The sequence below is a fragment of the Thalassospira sp. Z349TD_5 genome (genome assembly GCF_056173045.1).
Genome location: NZ_CM149654.1, coordinates 4,070,258 through 4,095,710, shown reverse-complemented (window position 1 = coordinate 4,095,710; position 25,453 = coordinate 4,070,258). Strand labels below are relative to the sequence as shown.

Below are 25,453 nucleotides of genomic sequence, written 5' to 3'. Positions count from 1 at the left end.
GGCAAAGGCTTAAAGCCTAGGCTTTCCAGAATGGCTTGGCAGCTTCGCGACGGGCGTCAAAAACGTTCCAGCCAATATCGCGCAGCATACGGGAGTCCATCACCGCCAGCTTCTGACGCAGGTCATAGCGTTTAACCCACTGGCGCGGCATATCCATCAGGGTGATGGTGGTGTTTGGACGACGGGTGGTGACAAAGGCACCGGCATCTTTGGTGATCGCGACCATGATCTCATTCCTTCAATCTTACGGCCTGCTCTCAACAATTCGCGGCCGAGTGTCTGTGTTTTGTGTCTCTGAATTCTTCTAAACTCAGGGTTAAACCTAAAAACACTTGCGCTCAAACCATCTTTTGTCATTATTGCATGAGTTTTAGTCATGCAGAGCCCTCCTCATGAAACGTCGCCCTTTGCCGTTAAATGCGCTTCGTGCCTTTGAAGTGGCCGGTCGTCTTGAAAGTTTCACCAAAGCGTCACATGAGCTTAACGTGACCCAAGGGGCCGTCAGCCGACAGGTACAACACCTTGAAGATGTGCTTGGGCGGAAACTGTTTGATCGGCAGCACCGCAGTTTGAAACTGACACGTGCCGGGCGGAACCTGTTGCTTGGTTTGACCCCGGCCTTTGATGCGATCGAGCAAACGGTGGCCAAGGTCGAGGACCGCGCCGATGACACCCAGTTGCGTGTGCTCGCCCCGCTGACCTTTTCCATGCGCTGGATCGTGCCGCGTCTCGGCCGGTTTCAGATGGAACACCCCGATCTTCAGGTGCAACTGGGCACCTATAATGATGACAAGGCCCCGGTCGATTTTAACGAAACCGACATCGCCATCCGGTTCGCCGACATTCAGGACGAACAACTGGTGCACGAATTTCTGACCGGCGAACGATTGCTGCCGGTCTGTCACCCCAACTTGGCCAAGCAGCTTAAAAACCCCGAAGACCTTGGCGATGTGACCCTGTTGCACTGCTCGGCCTCACGCGAAGATTGGCGGATCTGGCTGGCCGAAACCGGGATCAAGGGGGTTGATGCGGATCGTGGCCCGGTCTTTGCCACCCTTGATATGGCGATGGAGGCCGCGGCAAGTGGCTTTGGCGTGGTGATTTCCGATCCGGCGATGATCGGCGAATATGTTGTCACCAACCGCTTGACCGTGCCGTTCAACTTGCCGGTCAACAGTCCCTATGCCTATTCGCTGTGCTACCCCGAGGGCCGATTGGAACGGCGTAAGGTCCGGGCCTTTCGCAATTGGTTGATGGCGGAAATCCGACTTGAAACCGAAAGAAGAAAATTGGCACAGAAAGACCAAATAACGTGATGATGCCTTGAAAATGCACCATTTTATCCTTCATCTATGCACTGAAGCGGTTCTAATGAACGAACTGAAACGGTAGTATCAGGGTGACAGCATGTCCGGTATCGTGATCATGTTGCCTCACGGGCCATCGCAATGGGTTCGCGCTGTTTTGAATGTCGCAAAAAAGACCAGACCAGACCAGATCAGGGGAAAGACGATTAGTCAGATGATCGCGCATGCTGTCACGCGGGCCGTGACTGACACCAAAACGATCACCAGATCATTGCCCCGCAGGCTTGCGGGCATTGGATCGGGCATCGCAATAGGGGCCTTTTTGACATTTTCTGTTCCGGCACAGGCCGAGGAAATGCCAGAAATCGTTGCTGCACCCACCATATCGGTTGATGAAGAGCAACTGGCACCTGTTACCACCGTGTCCCATGGCATCTCGCTATATGGTGATATGAAATACGGGCCGGATTTCCGGAATTTTGACTACGTCAATCCCGATGCGCCCAAGGGCGGCACATTGGTGCAAGGCTCAAGTGTCTCGTTTGACACGTTAAATCCCTATACCCTGAAGGGCACAGCCGCCTCCGGGCTTGGCCTGATGTATGACAGCCTGATGGTCGGAAGTGCCGATGAGCCCAGCACGCATTATGGCCTGATCGCGCGCAGCATCGAATACCCCGCCGACCGGTCCTTTGCCATTTTCCATCTTGATCCGCGGGCGCGCTTTCAGGATGGCACCGACATCACCGCCGACGATGTCGTCTTTTCGTTCAATATCCTGATCGAAAAGGGCAGCCCGGTCTATCGCCAGTATTATGCCCAGGTCGACAAGGTCGAGGCGCTTGATGATCTCACCGTACGGTTTGACTTCAAACCGGGCAATAACCGCGAACTGCCGATGATCGTGGCTGACTTGGCCATCATGCCCAAGCACTATTGGGAGGGGCGCGATTTTTCAAAGACTACATTTGATATTCCCGTGGGAAGTGGCGCCTATAAGATACAAAGTATCGAGGCCGGGCGACGCATCACCTATGAACGGGTAAAGGATTACTGGGCGGCCGATTTGCCGGTCAATCGTGGCAGCAATAATTTTGATACCATCCGCTATGACACCTACCGTGATCTGGATGTTGAACGTCAGGCATTCTTTGCCGGTGAATATCTGGTCCGAAGCGAACATTCATCGCGCGAATGGAACACCGCCTACAACACACCCGCCGTGCAAAACGGCGAGATCAAAAAAGAATTCCTGCCCGATAATCTGCCAAACGGCATGCAGGCCTATGTGTTTAACACCCGAAAACCGCTGTTTTCCGATCGCCGGGTGCGCGAAGCCTTGCAATATGCCTTTGATTTTGAATGGCTGAACCGGGCCATGTTTTATGGTGCCTATAAGCGCAACGTCAGCTATTTCGCCAATTCCGAACTGGCCGCAACCGGTCTTCCGACCGGCGAAGAACTTGGCATCCTCAAGGGCTTCAAAAGTAAGCTTCCCCCTGAACTGTTTACCGAACCACCATATCTGCCCAATTTTGATCCACCCAATGGCCGACGCGAAGCTTTGCGCCATTCGATCAAGCTTTTGCAAGACGCCGGCTGGGAATTGCGCGATCAGCAATTGATCAACAGCAAAACCGGCCAACCGTTCCGCTTTGAACTGATCATCCGCCAGCCAGGGTTGGAAAAAATCGCATTGGTCCTTAAGGCCCGCCTGCGTCAGCTTGGCGTGACACTTGATATCCGTCTGATTGATACCGGGCAGTGGATCAACCGCATTCAGGCCTATGATTTCGATATGACGACGTTTTGGTGGCAACAAAGCCTGTCGCCGGGCAATGAGCAGCAAATTTTCTGGTCCTCATCAGCGGCCAATCAGCCCGGTACACGCAATTTTGCCGGGATCAGCGACCCGGTGATTGATGAACTGATCGGGCTTGTGATTGATGCCGATAATCGTGAAACGCTGGTGCAGCGCGTGCGCGCCCTTGATCGGGTGCTGCAATGGGGATTTTACGTGATCCCGCAATATTATCTTGGCGGGGATCGGATGGCCTATTGGGATGTGTTTGGACGGCCTGATACCGTGCCGCTTAAGGGAACATCGGTCATGACCTGGTGGATTGATCCCGAAAAATCCCGAAAGCTAAACAAGGGGGGGTACTAGGCAATGCTGAATTATATCCTGCGCCGCCTTTTGCTGATCCCGGTCACCTTGTTTGGCATCATGGTGCTGAACTTTGCGATCATTCAATTTGCGCCGGGTGGTCCGGTTGAACAAATCGTCGCCCAGCTTCAGGGCGCTGATGTGTCCGCAACCGCACGCATCAGCAATCAGGGTGCTGAAAGTGGCGGCGGTGGTGGTGGCAATGGCGGCGGAAGCAACAATTTCTCCTCCACCTCGACCTATCGCGGTGCACAGGGGCTTGATCCTGAAATCATCAGCCAGCTTGAAAAGCAGTTCGGGTTTGATAAACCGGCCTATGAACGCTTCTGGATCATGATGAAGAACTATCTGACGTTCGATTTCGGCCAAAGCTATTTTCAGGACCGCGATGTCATTGATCTTGTGGTCGATAAAATGCCGGTTTCGATCTCGCTGGGTCTTTGGTCAACGCTGATCATTTATATGGTCTCTGTCCCGCTGGGGGTTGCAAAAGCCGTGCGCGATGGATCAAACTTTGATGTCTGGTCATCGGCGGCGATCATTGTCGGCTATGCCATTCCGGGCTTCCTGTTTGCCGTGATGCTGATTGTTGTCTTTGCCGGGGGGACGTATTTCGATCTGTTCCCACTTCGGGGATTAACGTCATCGAATTTTGATGAAATGTCACTTCTGGGCAAAATCGGCGACTATTTCTGGCATCTGGCCTTGCCGATTACCGCATTGACGATTGGCGGCTTTACCACCCTGACCATGCTGACCAAGAACTCGTTCCTTGATGAGATTAACAAGCAATATGTCGTCACCGCCCGCGCCAAGGGCCTGACGGAAAAACGGGTGCTCTACGGCCATGTGTTTCGCAATGCCATGTTGCTGGTGATTGCCGGTTTCCCAAGTGCCTTGATCGGCTTGCTGTTTACCGGCTCGGTCCTGATCGAGGTGATTTTCTCGCTCGACGGGCTTGGGTTGCTTGGCTTTGAAGCGGTGATGAAGCGGGACTATCCGGTGATGTTTGCCACCCTTTATCTGTTCACGCTGTTTGGGCTTGTGCTCAACCTGATCAGCGATCTCAGCTATCACTTCGTTGATCCACGGATCAACTTTGATGCGCGGGAGGATTGATCATGCCAAACATCATTTTATCCCCGCTTAACAAACGTCGCATGGCCAACTTCCGCGCCAACAAACGCGGATACTGGTCACTTGTGATCTTTGCCATTCTGTTTGTCATCTGTCTGGCGGCGGAGTTTGTCGCCAATGACAAACCGATTTTTGTCAAATTTGACGACAACTGGTATGTGCCGATCCTCTCGGACCATCCTGAAACTGCCTATGGCGGCGATTTTGACGTCGAGACGGATTTTTATGACCCCTACATCCTTGGCAAGATCGAGGACCACGGCTTTGCCATTTGGCCGCTGATTCCGTTTTCTTACAACACCATCGATTTTGAAATGCGCGAACCGCAACCGGCCTCGCCGTCGGCTCGCCATTGGCTCGGCACCGATGACCTTGGGCGCGATGTGCTTGCGCGCCTGATTTACGGTTTTCGGATATCGATCCTGTTTGGTTTGGCGCTCACCGCGATCAGTTCGGTGATTGGCATTGCGGCCGGGGCGGTGCAGGGCTATTTCGGCGGCTGGGTTGATTTGGGTGCGCAGCGCGTGATCGAAATCTGGTCTGGCTTGCCGCAACTGTTCATCCTGATCATTCTTGCCAGCCTGTTTGCGCCGGGGTTCTGGACGTTATTGTTCATTCTTGTGCTGTTTAGCTGGATGACCCTGACCGGTCTTGTCCGGGCCGAATTCCTGCGTGCGCGTAATCTTGAATATGTCCGCGCGGCCCGTGCGCTTGGCATGACAGATACCCGGATCATGTCTCGCCATGTTTTGCCCAATGCGATGGTGGCGACCATTACCTTCCTGCCGTTTGTTTTGAATGGGTCGATTGTCGCACTAACCTCGCTTGATTTCCTGGGGCTTGGCATGCCACCCGGTTCGCCATCGCTTGGGGAATTGCTGGCACAGGGTAAAAACAATCTTCAGGCACCGTGGCTTGGCCTGACGGCCTTCTTTGCCATCGCGTTGATGCTAAGTTTGTTGATTTTCATCGGCGAGGCGGTGCGCGATGCCTTTGACCCGCGCAAAACGTTTTAGGAGTTGGCTATGACGACCCCCCAATCGACACAGCCGCTTCTGGTGGTAAACGACCTTTCGGTAAACTTTGCCGGTATTCCCGCAGTTAAGGGCATTTCATTTTCGATGGGACGCGGCGAAACCATGGCCCTTGTCGGCGAAAGCGGATCGGGAAAATCGGTCACAGCCCTTTCGATCCTGCAATTGCTGCCCTATCCGCGTGCGACCCATCCATCGGGCTCGATCACCTTTGATGGCACCGAAATGGTCGGGGCGGATGAACGCACGCTGCGTCAAATCCGCGGCAACCGGATTTCGATGATCTTTCAGGAACCGATGACCTCGCTGAACCCGCTCCATAACATCGAAAAGCAGATCGGCGAGGTGTTGCTGCTGCATAAAGGATTGCGTGGCGGTAAGGCACGCGCACGCATTCTCGAACTGCTTGATCTGGTTGGCATCCCCGATCCGTCGTCACGGTTGAGGGCCCTGCCCCATGAACTCTCGGGCGGGCAGCGTCAACGCGTCATGATTGCCATGGCGCTTGCCAACGAACCGGAACTTCTGATTGCAGATGAACCGACCACGGCATTGGACGTCACCATTCAGGCCCAGATTCTTGAGCTGCTACAAGATTTGCAGTCAAAGCTTGGCATGGGCTTGTTGCTGATCACCCATGATCTGCAAATCGTGCAGAAAATGGCGCAAAACGTCTGCGTGATGAAAGACGGCGAAATCGTCGAACGCGGAACAGGCCATGGATTGTTTGAAAACCCGCAACATCCCTATACCCAGAAATTGCTGGCCGCCGTGCCAAGTGGCAATGCACCGGATTTGCCCGAAAATGCCGCCGACCTTCTTGAAACCAGCAACATTCAGGTGCGCTTTCCGATTGGCCGCAAAGGGTTGCTTGGCCGCCCCGAAAGCTACCTTGATGCGGTCGATCATATTTCACTGACATTGAAGCAGGGCGAAACGCTTGGTATTGTCGGGGAAAGTGGATCGGGTAAGACGACCCTTGCGATGGCAATCCTGCGTCTGTTGAAATCCGATGGTGACATCCGGTTTGGCGGCAAGGATATCCGCAAATTTGCCGGGGCAGATTTACGCACCCTGCGCCGCGACATGCAGGTGGTATTTCAGGATCCGTTCGGATCGCTCAGCCCGCGCATGTCCATCGCCCAGATCGTCGGCGAGGGGCTTGAAATCCATGAACCGGACTTAACCCCGGCCGAGCGTCAAAAACGCATTGCCGAGGCGCTTGTTGAAGTCGATCTGCCGCAAAATGCCATGGACCGCTATCCGCATGAATTTTCCGGGGGGCAGCGCCAGCGCATCTCGATTGCCCGCGCATTGGTCCTAAAGCCGCGCTTTATCGTACTGGATGAACCAACGTCGGCCCTTGATATGTCGGTACAGGCGCAAATTGTTGAATTGCTCCGCGATTTGCAGGCACGCCACAAAATGGCCTATCTGTTTATCAGCCATGATTTGCGGGTGGTGCGCGCACTTTCACATCGGGTGATGGTGATGCAGAACGGTAAACTGGTCGAAAGCGGGGCGGCGTCGGACGTGTTTGATCATCCGCAGCAACCCTATACCAAGGCGCTTCTGGCCGCGGCCCTTGATCTGCGTGCGGCCGGGACAGATTTTGTCAGGAACTGATGGCAGACACATGCAGGTAAAAGATGCTATAAGAATTCCAATAAGATACTGATAACATGGAAAGAAAAGGGGCATGCCGTTGATGGCGACCTTCCAGCAGCCAAAAACCAGTGCCAATACCACGACCTTCAAACGCGTCGTTCTGTGCATGATCGCCGGACTGTTCAGCACGCTTGTCTTGTTGGGCGCGGTCCCGTCGGCGGATGCCTCGACCAAAAACGAACCCGCCGCCGAAGAAGACGCCCCGACCGAGCCGGTCATTCCCGATACTGTGATCATCCCCGATCCGGTGTCGCTGACCGTGGTGCTGCCAAAATCGGGCACCATTCGCCAGTTGGTTTTCAACATCTGGCTTGAGGCCGCGACCAAACAGGATGTTGAGGTGATCGAAAGCCGGATGCCAAAAATCATCAATGCGTTTTTGGTTGAACTGCAACGTTTGATGTATCGCGATACCCAGAATCGTTTCGAAACCCGTGAACCGGGCAAACGCGGCTTTAAGTTTGATGCCCCGGCCTTGTTGCCACCCCCGCCTGCCAAAACCGAAGAAGAACTTCAGGCCGAAGCAGACGCCGCCGCAGAAGCGGCCGAAAAAGGCGAGGAAATCACACCGGAGCCGCCCTTTAGCCCGTTTGCGCCCGTGCCGAACCGCTATTTCTCGGCCCTTCAGTTCCAGTTGCAGAAAACGGCACAATCCATCTTGCCGCCAGATACCCTGCGCTCTGTTCAGGTTCGCAAGTTCTATGATCATTGGCCGGGCGATGCCAAAAAACGCTAACGCAGTGCGCACTCCCTTTGCAATGACCTCCTGACCCGCCCCTCATATGAACTGGTTGCAATGCTTCTGTGGTGCTGCCGGTTTATCCTGTGGCGGGCTTAAAGGCGACACGCTCCAATCGCCTCGGCTAATCCGGGCGCAATGACGCATTATCATGGGGCATTGCACAACATGCACTTGTGCAATTGGAATGGCGTGATATGCCGATGACGTCCTTTGCACCGGAGATCACCTATCATGCCGTTCGAAACCTGGCTGAGTTTTGCTGTCCTTGTCTTTTTGCTGGTCCTGACACCGGGCCCCAGTGTTCTGATCGGGATGTCGCATGCGCTGCGCTATGGCGCGCGCCCGACCTTGATGACGGCCTTGGGCGATGTGACGGCAAACATGATCCAGATGGTGGTTGCTGCTGTCGGACTTGGGGCACTTCTGGCAACGTCGGCGACGGCGTTCGCGGTTGTGAAGTGGTGCGGTGTTGGCTTCCTTCTGGTGATGGGGCTGACAGCCCTTTTCCGTAAATCCAGGGGAAATAAGGTTCAGAACGATATCAAAACGAACCCGGCGGGCCACTATGAACCCGTCCGTCGCCGTAAACTGTTCCGCGAGGGTTTTCTGGTCGCGGCGGGCAATCCAAAGGCCATCGCGTTCTTCGGCGCATTGTTCCCGCAATTTGTCGATCCGACCGCCGCATTGATCCCGCAGTTGCTGATCCTGGGTGTGACCTTTGTTGTTCTTGATTACACATTCGTAATGATTTACGCGATGGGGGCAGCCCGGGTGATGCCTTGGCTGGTGCAGCGCGGCGGGACAAATGTGGTGGCACGGGTCTCCGGGGCTGTTTTGATCGCTGCTGCCGCCCTTTTGTCGCTGATTGAGATGCCAGAAAGCAGTGCGGGCACCCGTCACTGACCTTTTCGCGCAGCACGGCGTATCTGGCGAAATTCACCCGCAATTATCTTATATGTGATGAAATTAATACGTCTAATCCCTTGTTCTTAAATGTAAAATCAGGGAGATAGGCGAGGGGCACAAAATGGCCGCTACATACCAACTGGTCTGTATATAGCGATTTTTGGCTGTATAAGAAGAATGGAATTTGCACAAAGGAAAGGATTGCTGCCCTAAATCGTCTTACGGGCGGTCATATTGCGAATTTACCGTTCAAACGGGCAAAATTCGATCTGGAAACGGTCGTGTGACCGTGATCCAAAGGCCGTTTATTCGGTTTCTTTGCCGGCCGCGACGATGATATCGCCAAACTCGCGCAGGAAAACAGACCCCTTAACCGTCCGCTGAATCAGGACCGAACGACGGTCGTCTTCATCGACCTTGCGTTTGACCATGCCAAGCGAACTGAGGCGGTCAAGGGCACGGGTGATGGCTGGTTTGGAGATGTTCAGCGCATCTGACAATCCACGCACGGTATGCGGGGCCGGGGTCAGGTAAACGTTCAATAACAAAGCCATTTGCCGAGCAGATAAATCGGGGGAATCCCGACGCACACTTTCTACAATCGCGATACGCCAAAGGTCGAGGGCCTTGGACGGTTTGATCTCGATCGACATGCTTGTGCCCAACAATTATTTGTTACGAATACGTAATCTGTCTACCTGACCCCTGCGTAGATGTCAAAGGTCTAATTGGGAAATGTTCTATTCCCGCTTTAGTTTACTTACCGAAACGATCCTCGATCAGCTTGAAGGCGGCCCGAATTCCCTGCGCTTCGCCGCCGGTTGGGCGACCCGGTCGGTCGGTCGGATTCCAGGCCATCAAATCAATATGGGCCCAGCTTTTTGCCCCTTCGGCAAACCGGTCCAAAAACAGACCGGCAATGATCGCACCGCCAAACGGGCTGCCGGAAATGTTGTTCATGTCGGCCGCCTTGCTATCAAGCATCGGGCGGTACTCATCCCACAATGGCAAACGCCACATCGGATCATGCAGCGCCAGACCATTTTCCATTAACCCGTTGGCCAGATCATCATCATTGGAAAACAGGGCCGGCAAACCAAGACCAAGGGCCACACGTGCCGCCCCGGTCAGGGTGGCGAAATCAAGCAGCATGTCGGGGTCTTCCGACGCGGCCTCGGTCAGGGCATCTGACAGGACAAGCCGCCCCTCGGCATCGGTATTGCCAACTTCAACCGTGATGCCTTTGCGGGTTTGCAAAATGTCACTTGGGCGATAGGCCCGGCCCGATACCATGTTTTCAACCGCCGGGATCAGCACGCGCAACCGGACCGGCAAGTTCGCGGCCATAATCATGCGCGCCAGCCCCAGAACCTGTGCCGAACCGCCCATGTCCTTTTTCATCAGCAACATGTTGCTTGACGGCTTCAGGTCATAGCCGCCGGTATCAAAACACACACCCTTGCCAACCAGCGTGATTTTGGGTGCGCTGTCATTGCCCCAATGCAAATCAATCAGGCGCGGTTCGCGGTCACTGCCATGCCCGACCGTATGAATGGCCGGGAAGTTTTGCTTGAGCAATTCTTCACCCACAATCGCGCTGACCTTGGCCCCAAATTCCGCGCCAAGATGCTTTGCCGCGGCCTCAAGTTCGGCCGGGCCCATGTCATTGGCCGGGATGTTGATTAAATCACGCGCCAGTCCGATGCCACGTGCAACATTCTCGGCTCGTTTGGTCGCGGTGATATCATGCAGGGCGATTTTCGCACGTTTGTCTTTTTTGCCATCATCCTTGCGATACCGGTCAAACCGATACCCCCCAAGGTAGATACCAAGGGCAGCCTTTTCATAAAGCTCGGCATTTTTCGCAAAACCATCCTCAAACGCATAGGTCCCCTCGGGCAGGGCCATGGGCAGTGCGGCAAAGTCCCAAAGGGCTTTGGCATCATCAAGGTAACCGACCAAAACGGTGCCAAGCCCGCCGCCGTTTGCCGGCAACGCCAGATGCGTGCCGCGTTTTGCCTCATAGCCGTTGGCGGCAATCCATGCCTTGGTATTGGCTGGCTGATCGGTCAGCCACGCGGTAAAATCGCCTTCGGCAATCGGGGTGATGGTGATCGGGTTTGCGGATGTATCAAGTGCGATGATGTGGTCGTACAATGTATGACTTCCCTGCTGGTGACGTGTTTCTGGCATGACTTGCGCTCAAGGGCGTTATATGCGGCGGTGATGCCGCCCGCCTTTCACCGTAAGATGCCAAGTGCAAGATATATTCCGTGATCTTACGGCTGCCATGGCCTTTGGGCAATTGGGCAAAAGAATTCCGCGCATGGGTGCTTGAACCGGCTTTGCAAAGCAAAGATAGTAACGCTGTATCGCAACCCCATTGGTCAAAAGGCTCCGCCATGGAAACGCTTCCCGTCCTTTATATCGGCAATAAAAATTATTCGTCCTGGTCGCTGCGGGCTTGGCTGGGGCTCAAAGTCGCCAATGTCGCCTTTGAAGAAAAACTCGTTCAATTGCGCAGTGACGCCTTCGCCGCACAGGCGCCGGTGTTTTCACCAACTGCCAAGGTCCCGGCCTTTTTCGACGGGCGCAAAACCATCTGGGAAGCCATGGCGATCCTTGAATATATTGCCGATACCCAGCCCGATACGCTGCTCTGGCCACTTGATATGGATATCCGTGCGATTGCGCGTGCCGTATCGCTTGAAATGCATGGCGGCTTTGGCCCGTTGCGCGGCCACATGCCGATGAACTGCCGCAAATCATTGCCCGGTCTGGGGCGTGGTCCCGGCGATGCGGTCAAGGGTGTCGATGCCGACATCGCCCGCATTGGCGAGATTTTTAAAACCTGCCGCACCCAATACGGGCAGGGCGGTGATTTCCTGTTTGGCCATTTTTCGATTGCCGATGCCATGTATGCCCCGGTGGTCACCCGGTTTAAAACCTATGGCGTGGAACTTGACCCGATTGGCAATGCCTATATGGAAACCATCCTTGCCCTGCCTGATATGACGGCATGGTACAAGGATGCGGCGGCCGAAGAATGGATCATCGAGGATTCCGAGGTAAAATAACCCATGCCCGGACTAAAACCCGGAAAACTGCCTGAAATTGACCCACCCGGCGGGGACGCGATCCTTGATGGCCTGCTGGCCGATGTGCGGGCCTGCGCGATTTGCGCCGACAGCCTGCCATTGGGGCCGCGCCCGGTTGTGCGCATGGCAAAAGCTGCGCGCATTCTGGTGATCGGGCAGGCACCGGGGACAAAGGTGCATGAAACCGGCCTGCCATGGAATGATGCATCGGGTGATCGGTTGCGCGACTGGCTGGGTCTGCCGGTCGATGATTTTTATGACCCGGCCAAGCTTGCCATCATGCCAATGGGGTTTTGTTATCCGGGCCGCATGGCGCGGGGTGGCGATTTACCACCCCGCCCGGAATGTGCCCCGACGTGGCATGATGCCTTGCTGGGGCATTTGCCCGATATCGGTCTGACCCTTTTGATCGGGCAGTACGCGCAAAGTTACTATCTTGGCAAACGCCGCGCCAAAACCATGACCCGGACCGTGCATCAGTTTGCCGATTATCTGCCAGATAACATTTTGCCCATGCCCCATCCAAGCTGGCGCAACACCGCATGGATGAAAAAGAACCCGTGGTTTGAAACCGATCTTTTGCCGGTCCTGCGCGCCAAGGTACAGGCCCTGTTGGGTTAATCGCGTTTTTGTGGTTCAATGACGCGATAAAAAACAAGGAGGTAAAACACATGAGCAAACTCGACAAAGCTGCAATCCAGACCGCCCTGACCAACCTTCCGGGCTGGGATCTTGCCGAAGATGGCCTGTCGATTGGCCGCGTTTACATGTTTGGTGATTTCAATTCCGCCTTCGGGTTCATGACCCGTGTGGCGATCATGGCCGACAAAATGGATCACCATCCCGAATGGTTCAATGTGTACAACAAGGTCGGCGTCACCCTGACCACCCATGATGCCGGGGGCGTGACGGCCAAGGACATTGACCTTGCGACCTTCTGCAACACGGTTGTTGATAAATAGGTCCTGATCCCAATCACCCTTTTCGCCCTGATCGTCATTCCCGCGACGGCGAGAATCTGTTGCTGTTCCCCACAAAAAAACACCCTGCCGGTGTGGGATCGGCAGGGTGTTCTGGCTGCGGTCGTGTAGGGCAGAACCGTGCGGGACTATTTCGGTTCCAGCCGGACCGCGCCGTCGATGCGGATGGTCTCGCCGTTGATCATCTGATTTTCACAGATATGCAACGCCAACCGGCCATATTCCGCCGGATCGCCCAGACGTTTGGGGAATGGAATATTCGATGCCAGCGCTTCCTGCATTTCATCGGGCAGGGCGGTGACCATCGGCGTGCCAAACATGCCCGGCGCAATCGATACAACCCGAATGCCATGGCGGGCCAGTTCGCGCGCGGCCGGAAGCGTCATGGACGCCACTCCACCCTTGGACGCGGCATAGGCTGCCTGTCCGATCTGCCCTTCATATGCGGCAATCGATGCGGTGTTGATCACAACCCCGCGTTCGCCCGATGGTCCCGGTTCGTTGCCGCTCATGGCGGTGGCGGCAACCCGCATCATGTTAAATGTGCCAATCAGGTTGACGGAAATAACCCGCGAAAAGGTATCAAGATCCGCCGGGCCTTCACGCCCGACAATGCGTTCGCCCTGCAAAATACCCGCACAATTAACCAGGATCGACGGACGCCCCATGGTCTTGACCACCTCGGCAACCGCTGTTTCAACGCTGGCGGCATTGGAAACATCCACCCCAAAACCAACCCCGCCAAGCTTTTGCGCGGTCGCCTTGGCCCCGTCTTCGTTCAAGTCAAAAACGGCAAGCTTCGCACCGGCATTGGCCAAAACCTCGGCGGTGGCCGCCCCAAGCCCGGACGCCGCCCCGGTGACAATGGCAATCGATCCTTTGACCTGCATGACGTGAAGCCTCCCTTGATATCAGGTATTTTCTCTAATTGGTATTTCTATACCAAATTATATCTTTATCGGGCAAGGGCTATTGCAGACAGGGACAAAACAGAGGGCACTGGCATTATAACCCGTCGGTTTTTCGGCCAACAATCGTCGCGGCTTGCGGGTCTTGTGCCGGGATTTGTGGTGTTTGGGTGCTGGTTGCGGCAAGCTTGCGTTCGCGAACGGCGACATAGATCGCCGCCCCAATAATCATCGCCCCACCGGGCAAAATCCAGATGTCGGGCACTTCGCCAAACAGGATCAGGGCAAGGATCGCGATGATCGGCAGACGCAAATAGGAAAATCCGACAAAAAAGCTGTAATCGGCCAAGCGCAATGCCTGAATATTACACATCTGCATGACATTCATCATCAAGGCCGCAATTGCCATCAGGCCCAAGGCCTCAAGGCTCGGCGTCTGCCAGACAAACAGGGCCGGGATCAGCGAAACCGGGGTGGTGATGATCATCAGATAAAACAAAAGCGACGTGGTGGACTCAGACGCCACCAGCTGTTTGGTGATCATGCCCGCACAGGCCATGCAGAGGGCGGCGGCAATCGGAAGGATGCTTGCCGGATGCATCGCATCTGATCCCGGCTGGATGATCAATCCAACCCCGACAAATCCGACCACAACCGCGATCCAGCGATGGGCGCGCACCGTTTCGCGTAAGGCAACAGCCGCCAGTATGGTGCCAAACAGCGGCACAGTGAAATTAAGCGTCGTCGCCTCGGCCAATGGCAAATACAAAACCGCCATGAACCACAGGCACATTTCCGCAGCTGACAACACCCCACGCACCCCAAACAAAGGCAGGCGTGTGGTTTTAAGTTCCGCCAATCCTTTGCGCAGCACCATCGGCGCAATCAGGATAACGCCGAAAAAGAACCGTAGAAACACCGCCTGATAGGGATGAATTTCCGCCGTGGCAAAGCGAATGGTCAGGGTGAAGCACGCGGCAAGGATGGCCGCACACAGGGCATAAAAGCTGGCCTTTACCGTGTTGGGCTGGCGATCAAACCATGTTTTCATGCTCAGAAATCCTCACGTTCCGGGTTGGTTTATCGGCGTTTTGACGGCGGTTCGATGTCACTGGTGGCCGCCGTCGGGCCGCGGTTGATGCGGTTGGCTTCCTTGGCAAGTTTGGCTTCACGACGCGCAATGAACAGCGCCGATCCGATAATCAGCCCCGCACCGGGCAACAGCCAGATTTCCGGCACTTCGCCAAACAGGACAAAGGCAATGCCAACCACAATCGGCAAACGCAGATAGTTAAACCCAACCACAAAGCTGTAATCATAAAGCCGGAACGCATTGGTGTTGCAAATCTGTGTGATGTTGGCAAAAACCGCGACCCCGACCAAAAGACCAAGCGTTGGCAAGTCCGGCGTTTGCCAGACAAAAAGGGCCGGGATCAAGGTCATTGGCGTCATCAAAAGCATCATGTAAAGCACAATGGTGGTGCTGTTTTCGGTCTTTGACAGCGACTTGATCGTCAATCCCGCCGACGCCATGCAAAGGGCTGCTGCAATCGGAAGAAGGCTTGCCAGTTGCATGGTCTCACTGCCGGGGCGAATGATGATCAAAACCCCGACAAACCCGGCCAAAAGGGCGGCAATGCGGTATTTTCGAATGGTTTCACGCAAAAAGATCGCGGCCAGAAACGTCCCAAACAGCGGCACGGTGAAATTAAGCGTCGTCGCCTCGGCCAACGGTAAATAGGCAAGGGCGGAAAACCAGAAACTCATCGCCCCCATCGACAATAAGGCGCGCAGGCCAAACATCGGCAGTCGATGGGTTTTAAGCTGCATCACCCCGGATCGAAGCGCAAAGGGCGCAATCATGATCAGGCCAAAGAAATTGCGAAAGAAAACCGCCTGCAGCGGATCAATTTCGGCGGTCACCAACCGCACAAGGACCGATGACATCGCCGCCATCACCGTCCCGATCAGGGCAAAGACCGTCGCCTGCAAATAGGGGGGCAGGCCCGCATACCAACTACGCATCAGGTTTCCTTTCCGACGCGATGTTTCGATCCTCTCTGGTCACTGGAATGGCTTGTGCGTCGGCGGGCGCACTGGTCGGCAGGCGCGGCTCAATCCGGGCCTGTTTGGCCAGAACCGCTTCGCGCCGCGCGATATAAAGGGCCGACCCAATGATCAGGGCCGCCCCGGCCCATGTCCAGATATCGACCACTTCGCCAAACATCACAAACGCCATGGCCGCGACAAAGGGCAGGCGCAGGAAATCAAAAATCATCACATAAGACTGATCCGCCGCGCGGTAGGCCCGCACCAGAAGCTGCTGTCCGGCGGTGGCGAACCCCCCCATCAAAAGCAGTACGGCAAACTGCCAAAGTGTCGGTGTTTGCCAGTAATAAAGCGCTGGCAAGAACGACAGCGGCGTCATGATAAGCCCCATCCACGTGACAATGGCATTGGCACTTTCGGTGCGCGACAGCATCTTGACCGTCGTCATGGCGGCCGCCATAAACAGGGTTGCTGTCAGGGCCAGGATCGCGCCGGTCTCAAAACTTTGTCCAAACGGACGGATGATGACCATCGCGCCAACAAACCCGATGGCAACCGCACTCCAGCGGCGCGCACGCACGACCTCACGCACAATAAGGGCCGCCAATACCGTGGTCAGGATCGGCAGGGTAAAGTTGATCGCAATCACCTGTGCCGTCGGGGTGATGGCAAGGGCGGAAAACAGGCACAGCATCGCGCCAAGGCCAAGGGCGGCACGCAGGAAATGCAGTTTAAACCGTTCGGTTTTTAACCCGGTGCGCCCATGGGTCAATATCCATGGCACCATCGGAACCAAACCGAAAAGATTCCGGAAAAAGGCGGCTTCGAACGGATGAACATCTTGCGTGACATAGCGGATCAGGACCGCCATCGTCGCCATGCAAAAGGCCGATCCGATCATCAGCAGGGTACCGCGCAGGGCATTATGTTCAGTCGGGGGCGAAGGCTGCATTGGGGGCAGAACCCTTATAGGGGTAAAATGGGGGGCGGTATCGGGTGGCAGGCAGGGCATTGAATTGAAACTATATATCTTTCAATATTGTATGACAAATTGACGGGGCTGTCTTGCCGCAATCGGTTGCCCCCGGGTCTTCCAACCGGCAAGGCTATCGTGTCAGGCGATTGGTATGAGGAATGTTATTTCGCGGTTTGACACCGCCAGAAAGCGGCATTCTCGCGCTCAACAGGCCCCAATGATCATACAGATTTCACAATCTGGCAGTTCGCTTTGGGGTGAAATGTTCTCGGGCGGCTGATTTTCGTGTAAGATCAAGCAACTCGACAGGAATGCATCAGGGGGAAGTTTAATGGATGCGATTGATCGCAAGTTGATCGATATTCTGCAAGAAGACGCTTCACTATCCTATTCGGTCCTTGGGACAAGGGTCGGATTGTCGGTCTCTGCGGTGAATGATCGTGTGCGCAAATTGCGCGATCAGGGAATTATCAAATCCTATCAGATTGCGGTTGATCCGCACGCCATCGGGCGCGCCTTGACCGCCATGGTCTGGTTGCGCACCGATCCGGCCAAAGGCAATAAAAAACTGGTGAAATCATTGATCAAGGCCGATGAGGTTCTTGAATGCCATCACATGACCGGGCGGTTTGACTTTCTGTTGAAATTGCGCCTGCGCGATACCGCCCATCTTGAAAGCTTCATCACTGACACGATCAAGGAACTTGGCGGAATTTTGGAAGTTTTGCCGGAAATTGCCCTGTCAACGGCAAAGGAAACGGCCTTTGTTCCGGCGCAGGCGGAGCAAGACTAAACATTATCCTGTTTTGGCGGATGAAAATTACCCTCAAGCTAGGGAAATGCTTTTGATCGCAGGCATATATTCATAAATTCATGCCTTAATGGCGGTCAGGTCATCGCACACAAAGCCATTGTTGCCGTAACAATGTCGTTTTGTGCCGATAACGATCCAGACAACTGGCAAAAACGCAACCAAGGTAAAGGGGACAAACATGATTGAATCGATGAATCTGGTTATCCTGATTGCATCGATTCTGGTGATTGTCGCTGTTTTCACAAGTCTGGTCAGCTTCCGGGTTGGCGCCCCCTTGTTGTTGGTGTTTTTGTTTGTCGGCCTTGGCGCGGGGGAAGACGGCATTGGTGGCATTAATTTCGACAATGCCCCGCTGGCCTATTTCATTGGCTCCATCGCCCTTGCCCTGATCCTGTTTGACAGCGGCTTTGAAACCCAGCGACGCACATTGAAAATTGCCGCCGGGCCGTCGCTTGTGCTCGCCACATTCGGGGTGATGATCACCACCGGCGTCATTGGTGCGATTACATGGCTTGTCCTTGGTGTGCCGTGGCTTGTTGCCTTGTTGTTTGGTGCGATTGTCAGTTCGACCGATGCGGCGGCGGTGTTTTTCCTGCTGCGCGTCGGCGGGATTAATCTGCGTGACCGGACGCGCAGCACGCTGGAAGTCGAATCGGGTTCAAACGATCCGATGGCGGTGTTTTTAACCATCTCGCTGGTCGAACTGATCGTGCTGGGCGGTGGGGACAATGTTGCCTTTGAACTGCTGCAACGCTTTGTCTTGCAAATCGGTCTGGGTGCGATTTTTGGTCTGGCGGGCGGCTATGCGCTGGTGCAAATGATCAACCGGGTCAAGCTCGAACCGGGGCTTGTGCCGATCATTACCATGGCCTGCGCACTCAGCCTGTTTGGCGCCACCAGCATTCTGGGCGGCAGTGGCTTTTTGGCGGTCTATGTTGCCGGGCTGTATGCCGGCAACAGCAACATGAAAATGAGTGTCGGCGTCCGCCGGTTCCAGCATGTCACCACATGGCTGGCCCAGATCGCGATGTTTGTCACCCTGGGCCTGTTGGCCACCCCGTCGGAATTTGGCGATGTGATCATTCCCGGTGTCATTCTGGCACTGGTTCTGGTGTTTGTCGCCCGCCCGGTCGCGGTGTGGCTGTGTCTGATGTTCTTTAACTTCTCGCGCAATGATACCGCCTTTATTTCGTGGGTCGGGTTGCGGGGTGCGGTGTCGATCCTGCTGGCCATTGTGCCGATGGTCGAAGGCGTTCCCGAAGGGCAGCTTTTGTTTAACACTGCCTTTATCGTTGTGATCACATCCCTTTTGTTACAGGGCTGGACGATCCGGCGGATGGCGCGCTGGTTGGGCATTATTGTACCGCCGCGCCATGGTCCGGTTGACCGTATTGATCTTGAATTGCCCGGCAATGCCAATCAGGAAGTCGTTATTTATCGTGTGCATGACGCCAGTGCGGTGGCAACCGGCCAACGCATTCCGCGCTGGGCACGCCCCAGCCTGATCTTGCGCGATGGCACGTCGCTTCGCCCGCACAGTGCCGGGCCGATACAGGGCGGTGATCAGGTCTATATCATCACCCCGCCGCGTCATGTCGACCTGCTTGATCAACTGTTTGCCGGTCCGGCCGAGGGGGCCAATGACGTCGAACTGTTTGGTGATTTCAGCTTCCCGGCGACAACCCAGATTGCCGATATCGGCCGTTTGTATGGCTTTGCGGTCGCCGAGGACGACATTGACCTCACGGTTGCCGATATCCTTGAACGTGATTTGTCCGACACGCTCGAACTGGGGGACCGGATTGCCTATGGCACGGTGGAATTGATCGTGCGCCGCACCGATGATGAACATGGTGTGACGGACGTCGGGCTGGCGGTCGAACAACAGATTGCCAAACCCAAACGCAATATCCCGATCTTCCAGTCACGCAGCGAACTTCTCAGCATCTGGAAAGACTGGCAAAAACGCCGCCGCGACGAGAAAAACGCCGCATTGCAAATCAGCAGCACCTCAAAGGCCGACCAGCAAGGCATCCTTGATGCCGCGCATGACGACGATAACGACACCCAACGCGATCTCGGCGCGACAGATGAAACTGTCGGCACCGACCCCGACACCCCGGCCGATGATGGCAAACGGGCCTGATGTGAGGGTATGCTGTGCGGGGCGGCCGGGGCCGGTTGATGATAAGTCAAACAGGGTATTTGCATTAGCTCACCTAATGCCATGATCAAAAATGCTGGCTTGGTGAAACCCGTGATTCTGCCCTAGATTACCGCTTCACTTTTTGTTGGAGTCCGTCATGGGCATACTGGGATTATATGCGGTTGTTGTGCTGATCTGGGGATCGACCTGGATCGCGATCCAGTTTCAGCTCTCCGTCGCCCCCGAGGCCGCTGTTGCCTATCGCTTTGCGCTGGCGACCCTTATCCTGATGGCATGGTGTGGCCTGCGCCGCTTGCCGATGCGTTTCTCGCTGCGGGACCATCTGTTCATGGCCGCCCTTGGCGTCTGCCTGTTCTCGTTTAACTATGTGCTGATCTATATCGCCAGTATCCATCTGACCTCCGGGCTGCTGGCGGTGGTGTTTTCGACCATCGTCATCATGAATATGATTAATGGCGCGATCTTTTTCCATCGCCGTCCGGAAACGCGCACCGTGATTGGCGCGGTTCTGGGCATGGCCGGGATTTCGTTGGTGTTTGCGCGCGATCTGGCCGCCTTTGATCTGGCAACCGGCGGCAGCATCGGGCTTTTGCTGTCGCTGGCCGGAAGCTACATCGCATCGCTTGGCAATATGGCCTCGGCCCGCAATCATGGGCACGGCATTCCGGTGATGCAGGCCAATGCCTTTGGCATGCTCTATGGCACCGTCATGCTGTTTGGCTATATCGCGGTTTCTGGTGTGCCACTGACGTTTGATACCAGCCCGTCGTTCCTTGCCGCCCTTGTCTATCTGGCGCTGTTTGGTTCGGTGATCGGGTTTGGCACCTATTTGACGTTGCTGGGGAAAATCGGGCCGGACCGCGCGTCCTATAGTTCGGTGATGTTTCCGGTGGTGGCTCTTTTGCTCTCGACATGGTTTGAAGATTTCATCTGGACCGGTAACATCATTCTGGGTGTCGGGCTGACGATGCTGGGCAATGTGGTGATCCTGACCAAACGCATGCCCAAACCGGCATCACTTGTCTTGGCACAAGTGGCAGCAGAACCGGTCTGCGACGACAAACCCAAACAAGCCGGTGTCTGACCGCTGACATGGCCGCTGACATGACCGCTACCCTGACGGTGATGTGTTAAACTGAAACCGCGCAAAGACGAACCCAGACGATAAAAGACGAACGGAGAAAGCACATGAACGGCGTCGCCTATTTCAAACGCATGGCCGACTATAATCATTGGGCCAATGGTCATCTGTACGCGGCCTGTGCCATTTTACCGGCTGACGCATTGTATGAGCCGCGCACCGCGTTCTTCCCGTCGATCATGCGCACCCTGAACCATCTTCTGGTGGCCGACCGTTTGTGGTTGTCGCGGCTTTTGGGCGCACCCGAAGTCATGCCGCTTGATACCATCCTGTTTGACGCCTTTGGTGATTTGCGGGTCGCGCGTGAGGCACAGGATCAGGCGATTATTGCGTATCTTGATGGCCTGACCGAAGACGTCCTGATGAGTGATCTGACCTATCAGTCGGTTTCGGCCGGGGCCTACACCATGCCGCGTGATCTGATTTTGGGGCATATGTTCAACCATCAAACCCATCATCGCGGGCAATTGTCGTCCATGCTGCTTGAGGCGGGCGGCAAACCGCTTGAGATTGATTTGGTCTATTACGCACGAGATTTGCTGTGATGCTTGACCTTTTGGTCCAATACACACCGTTTTTGATCGCGGCCGTGCTGTTGAACGTCTCGCCGGGGCCTGATATGGCCTATATTATCGGTCAAACGGCGGTGCATGGGCGAAAAATCGGCTTTTTCTCAAGTTTCGGGGTGGTTTCGGGCGCATTTGTCCATGTTTTTGCTGCTGCCCTTGGTCTTTCGGCCATTCTGGCGACCTCCGCACTGGCGTTTTCCATCGTTAAATGGCTTGGGGTGGCCTATCTGGTCTGGCTCGGCATTGGCGCGCTGCGCAGCAGTTTTGCCAAATCCGCCTCCGCCGACACCGACACCTCGGAGATGGACAACATCGCATCCGCTCGCGTCACGGCCCATAACGTCACCGCCTTTCAGGCATGGCGACAGGGGGCGATGATTGATGTGCTCAATCCCAAAGTCGCGATTTTCTTTATGGCCTTCTTGCCGCAGTTCGTGCATCCCGAACAGGGACACGGCGCGCTCCAGTTTCTCATCCTTGGCACAACGGTCAATCTGATCGGGCTTGTGGTCGAAGGTGCAATTGTGCTTCTGGTCGGGGCGGCGGCGCTTCGTATCAAGGGCAATGGCGCGATTGGCGCGTGGCTGCAACGCTCCCTTGGGGCAATGTTCATCGCCCTTGGTGTGCGCCTTGCGATCACCGAACAATAAACGGCATTTCCCCCAAATATCAGGATGATTTTGATGTGCGTGCCAGATGCGCCACCAATGCGCGTGACAGCGGGGCGGCACTCAGTCCATGGGCGAGGATGCTGATACAGACAATCATCACAACCGCGGCATAGATCGTCTCATGCCCGGTCGGGTCAATCATGGTGGCCATGATCAGCAAATAAATGATCGAGGCAATCCCGCGCGGCCCGAACCAGCCGATATAAAGCTTTTCAGCCAATGAATAGGGGCTGCCGATCATGCAAATCCACACACAGACCGGCCGCAAAACCACAAGGCTCATGACCGAGAAAATAACCATTTGCCACGTCCAAAGCCCGTAAACGGCGGGCACAACCAGCAAGCCAAAGATAAAGAAGGTCAGCATGGTCAAAAGCTCTGACTCGGCCTCGCCAAAGCTTTCAATCGCATCGCGCACCTTGTCGCTTGTGATGTTAAGCGCCAATCCCCCGGCAAAGGCGGCAACAAACCCGTTCCCACCAAGCTTTTCCGACAGAAAATAAATAAACAGGGCCGATAACACCCCCAAAAGCCGTTCAAACCGATCCAGAATGGTGCGATGGGTGACCGCATGATTGACCACATAACCAATGATGATCCCGGTCAGAATGCCAACTCCGGCCCCGATGGAAATTTCCATCACCGCTTCGCGGATCCAGTTGCCGGGGCCTTCGCCAAGTAACTCGGCCTCAAACAACACCGCAGTGGTAAAGACCGGCAACACCAGCCCGTCATTCAAGCCGCTTTCGATGTTAATGCCCTGGCGCACCGCATCGGGGACTTTTTTGTTTTCGAAAACCGGCTGGCCAAGGGCGGCATCGGTCGGGCTGACAATCAGGGCCAGAATAAGGGCGGGCAAAATGCCAATCGTTGGATCAATCCCGATGATAAACGCCCATGTCACCCCGATGGTCAGCGGCAATCCCACCAAAAGCAACCGGTTGGCAAGACGCAACGCCGGGCGTTCCTTGCGGTAATCAAGCACCGCAGCATCGAGAAACAGGATAATCGCCAGCGTCATTTCGGCAAAGCCGGTGGCGAAATGAATGCGATCAGCCAGCGGGGCCAATGGCGCTTCGTGCCAGATACCAAGTGGCAGGGCAATCAGAGCCCCGGCAAGCACCATCACCATCGGCGATGAAATGCTACGCCGCTGTAACCGGCGCGATTGCAGCCCGTATATCAGCCCCGATCCGAGAAAAAGGATGATCACCCATTCAAACATGATTGCGCCTAACTGATTGGTTCATCACATAATGATGCCCCAAATCGGCGCAAACACCAAAAGGTTCAAACGGGCAATGTGATGGCGGCGGAAGGTATTAGGCGGTCGCAGCACGCAACACATCAAGCCCTTCGCCGTGACACCGGGCATCGCCACTGGCAATCACCAGATCACCGCTGTTGATGGTCAATGCCTGGCCATCCCAATCGGTAATCACCCCGCCCGCCCCTTCAATGACCGGCACAGCGGCACAGAAATCATAGGGTTGCAGGTTAGACTCGACCAAAACATCGCCAAACCCCATGGCAATCAGGCCATAGCCATAGGAATCAATGCCGTAAATCGGATGGCGTGCCGCCCCAAATGCCGCTTTATATCCGGCAATGGCCTTTGGCGTGATGAAAAGATCCGGTCCGGTGGTGAAAATGGTCGCATCTTTTAAATGTTCACAGGCGCGCGCCTTGACCGGCCTGTCGTTCAGCGTCGTGGGCTGTCCGGTAACCCCGATCCAGCGTTCATCCAAAATCGCCTGATCAATCAAACCCAGCACGGGCTTGCCGTTCTGACACAGGGCAATCAGGGTGTTAAAGCTCGGCTTGCCGGTGATGAACGATTTGGTCCCGTCAATCGGATCCAGCACCCAGACATATTCCGCATCAAGGTTTTCTGATCCGTGTTCTTCGCCCAGAATCCCATGATCGGGAAGCTCGGCATTGATCATGTCGCGCATCGCCCGTTCAATTTCCCGGTCCGCAATCGTCACAAGGCTTGCGTCACCCTTAACGTCAATTTCCACCGGCTTGCGGTAGTAGCTTTGCAAAACAGGCCGGGCGACATCGGCCAGCTTGTGCGCCATGGCCAGAAACGGGTGGGAATTGGTCATTGTCGGGACTCCTGTTGGGCGGATGGCAGGTGGCAGGTGGCAGGTGGCAAGTGGCAAGTTGGCGGGTCGCAGAAATTAATCAGGCCCACGTGCTTAGGTCAGCTTAGGCCAGGTTAGGCCAGTGCGGCTTTGATCGTGACCAAAACATCGTGATGGCACCGCGCATCGCCACTGGCAATAACGTCCCCGGCACTCGCCATGGTCAATGGGGTGCCTGACCAGTCACTCATCACCCCGCCAGCCCCTTCAACCACGGGCACAAGTGCGCAGAAATCATACGCCTGAAGCCCGATTTCAACCACCGTATCGGCAAGCCCAAGGGCCGTCAGCCCATAAGCATAGGCATCCACCCCATACATCGGCACCCGGCATTTGGTTGAAACCGCGTCATAGGCCTTGGCCGCATCGCCGCGAAACAGTTCGGGTGCGGTGGTAAAGAAGGTCGCGGATTTAAGGTCTTCGCAGTCGCGCGCGCTGATCTCGGTGCCGTTCATGGTGCTGGCCTGTCCCATGACGCCGACCCAGCGTTCATCGGTGATCGCCTGATCAATGATGCCCAGAACCGGTTTGCCTTTGTGGCAAAGCGCAATCAGGGTGGCAAAGCTTGGCTTGCCGGAAATGAACGACTTGGTGCCGTCAATCGGATCCAGCACCCAGACATAGTCCGCATCCACATTCTCGCGACCGTATTCTTCGCCCAAAATCCCGTGATCAGGAAGCTCGGCACCCAGAATATCGCGCATGGTGCGTTCAACTTCGCGGTCGGCAATGGTGACCGGGCTGTCATCGGCCTTCACATCAACCGCAACCGGGGTGCGGTAATATTTGCGCACGACCGGGCGGGCGGCATCGGCCAGTTTGTGGGCAATGGTCAGAAACGGCTCGAGATCTTCCATGAAGGCACATCCCTGTGATGGTTGATGGCGCGGCGTCTAAATCGGCAAGAAAGACGCGATCAGATCGGGCCAAAACCGGCCCTGAAACGAAAACAGGGGACAGTTACCTGTCCCC

General features: G+C 55.4%; 25 protein-coding genes. 15 read left to right on the top strand and 10 right to left on the bottom strand.

The annotated features are described in order from the left end of the window. Positions 1-16: 16 nt before the first annotated feature. Positions 17-226, bottom strand: coding sequence for a DUF1127 domain-containing protein (locus AC0VXT_RS18805; protein ID WP_022732673.1), 210 nt, complete (start codon positions 224-226; stop codon positions 17-19). Positions 227-392: 166 nt separating this feature from the next. Here AC0VXT_RS18805 and AC0VXT_RS18800 point away from each other — a divergent pair, with 166 nt between their 5' ends. From AC0VXT_RS18800 to AC0VXT_RS18770, 7 genes are all read left to right on the top strand, one after another. Then, complete coding sequence (locus AC0VXT_RS18800) at positions 393-1,316, top strand: LysR substrate-binding domain-containing protein (protein ID WP_475546636.1); 924 nt, start codon at positions 393-395, stop codon at positions 1,314-1,316. A 313-nt stretch (positions 1,317-1,629) separates the two neighbouring features. Then, on the top strand, positions 1,630-3,474 hold the full coding sequence (locus AC0VXT_RS18795) for an extracellular solute-binding protein (protein WP_475546635.1): 1,845 nt from the start codon (positions 1,630-1,632) through the stop codon (positions 3,472-3,474). A gap of 3 nt (positions 3,475-3,477) precedes the next feature. After that, positions 3,478-4,593: a microcin C ABC transporter permease YejB gene (locus AC0VXT_RS18790; protein ID WP_101304833.1), complete on the top strand. Its 1,116-nt coding sequence runs from the start codon at positions 3,478-3,480 to the stop codon at positions 4,591-4,593. A gap of 2 nt (positions 4,594-4,595) precedes the next feature. Continuing rightward, a complete protein-coding gene (locus AC0VXT_RS18785; RefSeq protein WP_475546634.1) occupies positions 4,596-5,627 on the top strand; it encodes an ABC transporter permease in 1,032 nt (343 codons plus the stop codon). A 9-nt stretch (positions 5,628-5,636) separates the two neighbouring features. Then, positions 5,637-7,271, top strand: coding sequence for an ABC transporter ATP-binding protein (locus AC0VXT_RS18780; RefSeq protein WP_475546633.1), 1,635 nt, complete (start codon positions 5,637-5,639; stop codon positions 7,269-7,271). Between the two features lie 82 nt (positions 7,272-7,353). Beyond that, on the top strand, positions 7,354-8,049 hold the full coding sequence (locus tag AC0VXT_RS18775; protein ID WP_475546632.1) for a hypothetical protein: 696 nt from the start codon (positions 7,354-7,356) through the stop codon (positions 8,047-8,049). Between the two features lie 237 nt (positions 8,050-8,286). Next, positions 8,287-8,958, top strand: a complete 672-nt coding sequence (locus AC0VXT_RS18770) for a LysE family translocator (RefSeq protein WP_475546631.1) — start codon at positions 8,287-8,289, stop codon at positions 8,956-8,958. Positions 8,959-9,266: 308 nt separating this feature from the next. On the opposite strand, the gene AC0VXT_RS18765 is transcribed toward AC0VXT_RS18770, so the two are convergent. Further along, the gene (locus tag AC0VXT_RS18765) at positions 9,267-9,614 is read right to left on the bottom strand and encodes a MarR family winged helix-turn-helix transcriptional regulator (RefSeq protein WP_101304828.1); all 348 of its coding nucleotides are present in this window, start codon (positions 9,612-9,614) and stop codon (positions 9,267-9,269) included. 103 nt (positions 9,615-9,717) lie between these two features. Continuing rightward, a complete protein-coding gene (locus AC0VXT_RS18760) occupies positions 9,718-11,154 on the bottom strand; it encodes a leucyl aminopeptidase family protein (protein ID WP_475546630.1) in 1,437 nt (478 codons plus the stop codon). A gap of 80 nt (positions 11,155-11,234) precedes the next feature. Here AC0VXT_RS18760 and AC0VXT_RS18755 point away from each other — a divergent pair, with 80 nt between their 5' ends. The 3 genes from AC0VXT_RS18755 to AC0VXT_RS18745 are packed head-to-tail and all read left to right on the top strand — an operon-like array spanning position 11,235 to position 13,021. Continuing rightward, positions 11,235-12,038, top strand: a complete 804-nt coding sequence (locus tag AC0VXT_RS18755) for a glutathione S-transferase family protein (protein ID WP_475546629.1) — start codon at positions 11,235-11,237, stop codon at positions 12,036-12,038. A 3-nt stretch (positions 12,039-12,041) separates the two neighbouring features. Further along, positions 12,042-12,680: a uracil-DNA glycosylase family protein gene (locus tag AC0VXT_RS18750; RefSeq protein ID WP_475546628.1), complete on the top strand. Its 639-nt coding sequence runs from the start codon at positions 12,042-12,044 to the stop codon at positions 12,678-12,680. Between the two features lie 50 nt (positions 12,681-12,730). Next, positions 12,731-13,021, top strand: coding sequence for a 4a-hydroxytetrahydrobiopterin dehydratase (locus AC0VXT_RS18745; protein WP_022732661.1), 291 nt, complete (start codon positions 12,731-12,733; stop codon positions 13,019-13,021). A gap of 146 nt (positions 13,022-13,167) precedes the next feature. On the opposite strand, the gene AC0VXT_RS18740 is transcribed toward AC0VXT_RS18745, so the two are convergent. The 4 genes from AC0VXT_RS18740 to AC0VXT_RS18725 all read right to left on the bottom strand — a co-directional run bounded on the left by AC0VXT_RS18740 (position 13,168) and on the right by AC0VXT_RS18725 (position 16,948). Beyond that, entirely contained in the window at positions 13,168-13,929 is a 762-nt protein-coding gene (locus AC0VXT_RS18740; RefSeq protein WP_475546627.1) for an SDR family NAD(P)-dependent oxidoreductase, read from the bottom strand. A 115-nt stretch (positions 13,930-14,044) separates the two neighbouring features. Then, complete coding sequence (locus AC0VXT_RS18735; protein ID WP_475546626.1) at positions 14,045-14,998, bottom strand: DMT family transporter; 954 nt, start codon at positions 14,996-14,998, stop codon at positions 14,045-14,047. 29 nt (positions 14,999-15,027) lie between these two features. After that, complete coding sequence (locus AC0VXT_RS18730) at positions 15,028-15,972, bottom strand: DMT family transporter (protein ID WP_475546625.1); 945 nt, start codon at positions 15,970-15,972, stop codon at positions 15,028-15,030. Next, positions 15,965-16,948 carry a DMT family transporter gene (locus tag AC0VXT_RS18725; RefSeq protein WP_475546624.1) on the bottom strand — a complete coding sequence of 328 codons (984 nt, stop codon included), beginning with the start codon at positions 16,946-16,948 and terminating at the stop codon, positions 15,965-15,967. Before AC0VXT_RS18725 ends, AC0VXT_RS18730 begins: the two co-directional genes overlap by 8 nt. 355 nt (positions 16,949-17,303) lie before the next feature. Here AC0VXT_RS18725 and AC0VXT_RS18720 point away from each other — a divergent pair, with 355 nt between their 5' ends. From AC0VXT_RS18720 to AC0VXT_RS18700, 5 genes are all read left to right on the top strand, one after another. Then, a complete protein-coding gene (locus tag AC0VXT_RS18720; protein ID WP_475546623.1) occupies positions 17,304-17,765 on the top strand; it encodes an Lrp/AsnC family transcriptional regulator in 462 nt (153 codons plus the stop codon). 199 nt (positions 17,766-17,964) lie between these two features. After that, a complete protein-coding gene (locus tag AC0VXT_RS18715) occupies positions 17,965-19,932 on the top strand; it encodes a potassium/proton antiporter (RefSeq protein WP_475546622.1) in 1,968 nt (655 codons plus the stop codon). Positions 19,933-20,089: 157 nt separating this feature from the next. Beyond that, positions 20,090-21,037, top strand: a complete 948-nt coding sequence (locus tag AC0VXT_RS18710; RefSeq protein WP_475546621.1) for a DMT family transporter — start codon at positions 20,090-20,092, stop codon at positions 21,035-21,037. A 104-nt stretch (positions 21,038-21,141) separates the two neighbouring features. After that, complete coding sequence (locus AC0VXT_RS18705; protein WP_475546620.1) at positions 21,142-21,639, top strand: DinB family protein; 498 nt, start codon at positions 21,142-21,144, stop codon at positions 21,637-21,639. Continuing rightward, the gene (locus AC0VXT_RS18700; protein WP_475546619.1) at positions 21,639-22,313 is read left to right on the top strand and encodes a LysE family translocator; all 675 of its coding nucleotides are present in this window, start codon (positions 21,639-21,641) and stop codon (positions 22,311-22,313) included. The genes AC0VXT_RS18705 and AC0VXT_RS18700 overlap by 1 nt, the downstream gene beginning before the upstream one ends. Positions 22,314-22,332: 19 nt before the next feature. On the opposite strand, the gene AC0VXT_RS18695 is transcribed toward AC0VXT_RS18700, so the two are convergent. From AC0VXT_RS18695 to hisN, 3 genes are all read right to left on the bottom strand, one after another. Next, positions 22,333-23,559 carry a cation:proton antiporter gene (locus tag AC0VXT_RS18695; protein ID WP_475546618.1) on the bottom strand — a complete coding sequence of 409 codons (1,227 nt, stop codon included), beginning with the start codon at positions 23,557-23,559 and terminating at the stop codon, positions 22,333-22,335. 97 nt (positions 23,560-23,656) lie between these two features. Beyond that, the gene (locus tag AC0VXT_RS18690; protein ID WP_475546617.1) at positions 23,657-24,442 is read right to left on the bottom strand and encodes an inositol monophosphatase family protein; all 786 of its coding nucleotides are present in this window, start codon (positions 24,440-24,442) and stop codon (positions 23,657-23,659) included. Positions 24,443-24,555: 113 nt separating this feature from the next. Next, a complete protein-coding gene (hisN, locus tag AC0VXT_RS18685; protein ID WP_475546616.1) occupies positions 24,556-25,338 on the bottom strand; it encodes a histidinol-phosphatase in 783 nt (260 codons plus the stop codon). Positions 25,339-25,453: the final 115 nt, after the last annotated feature.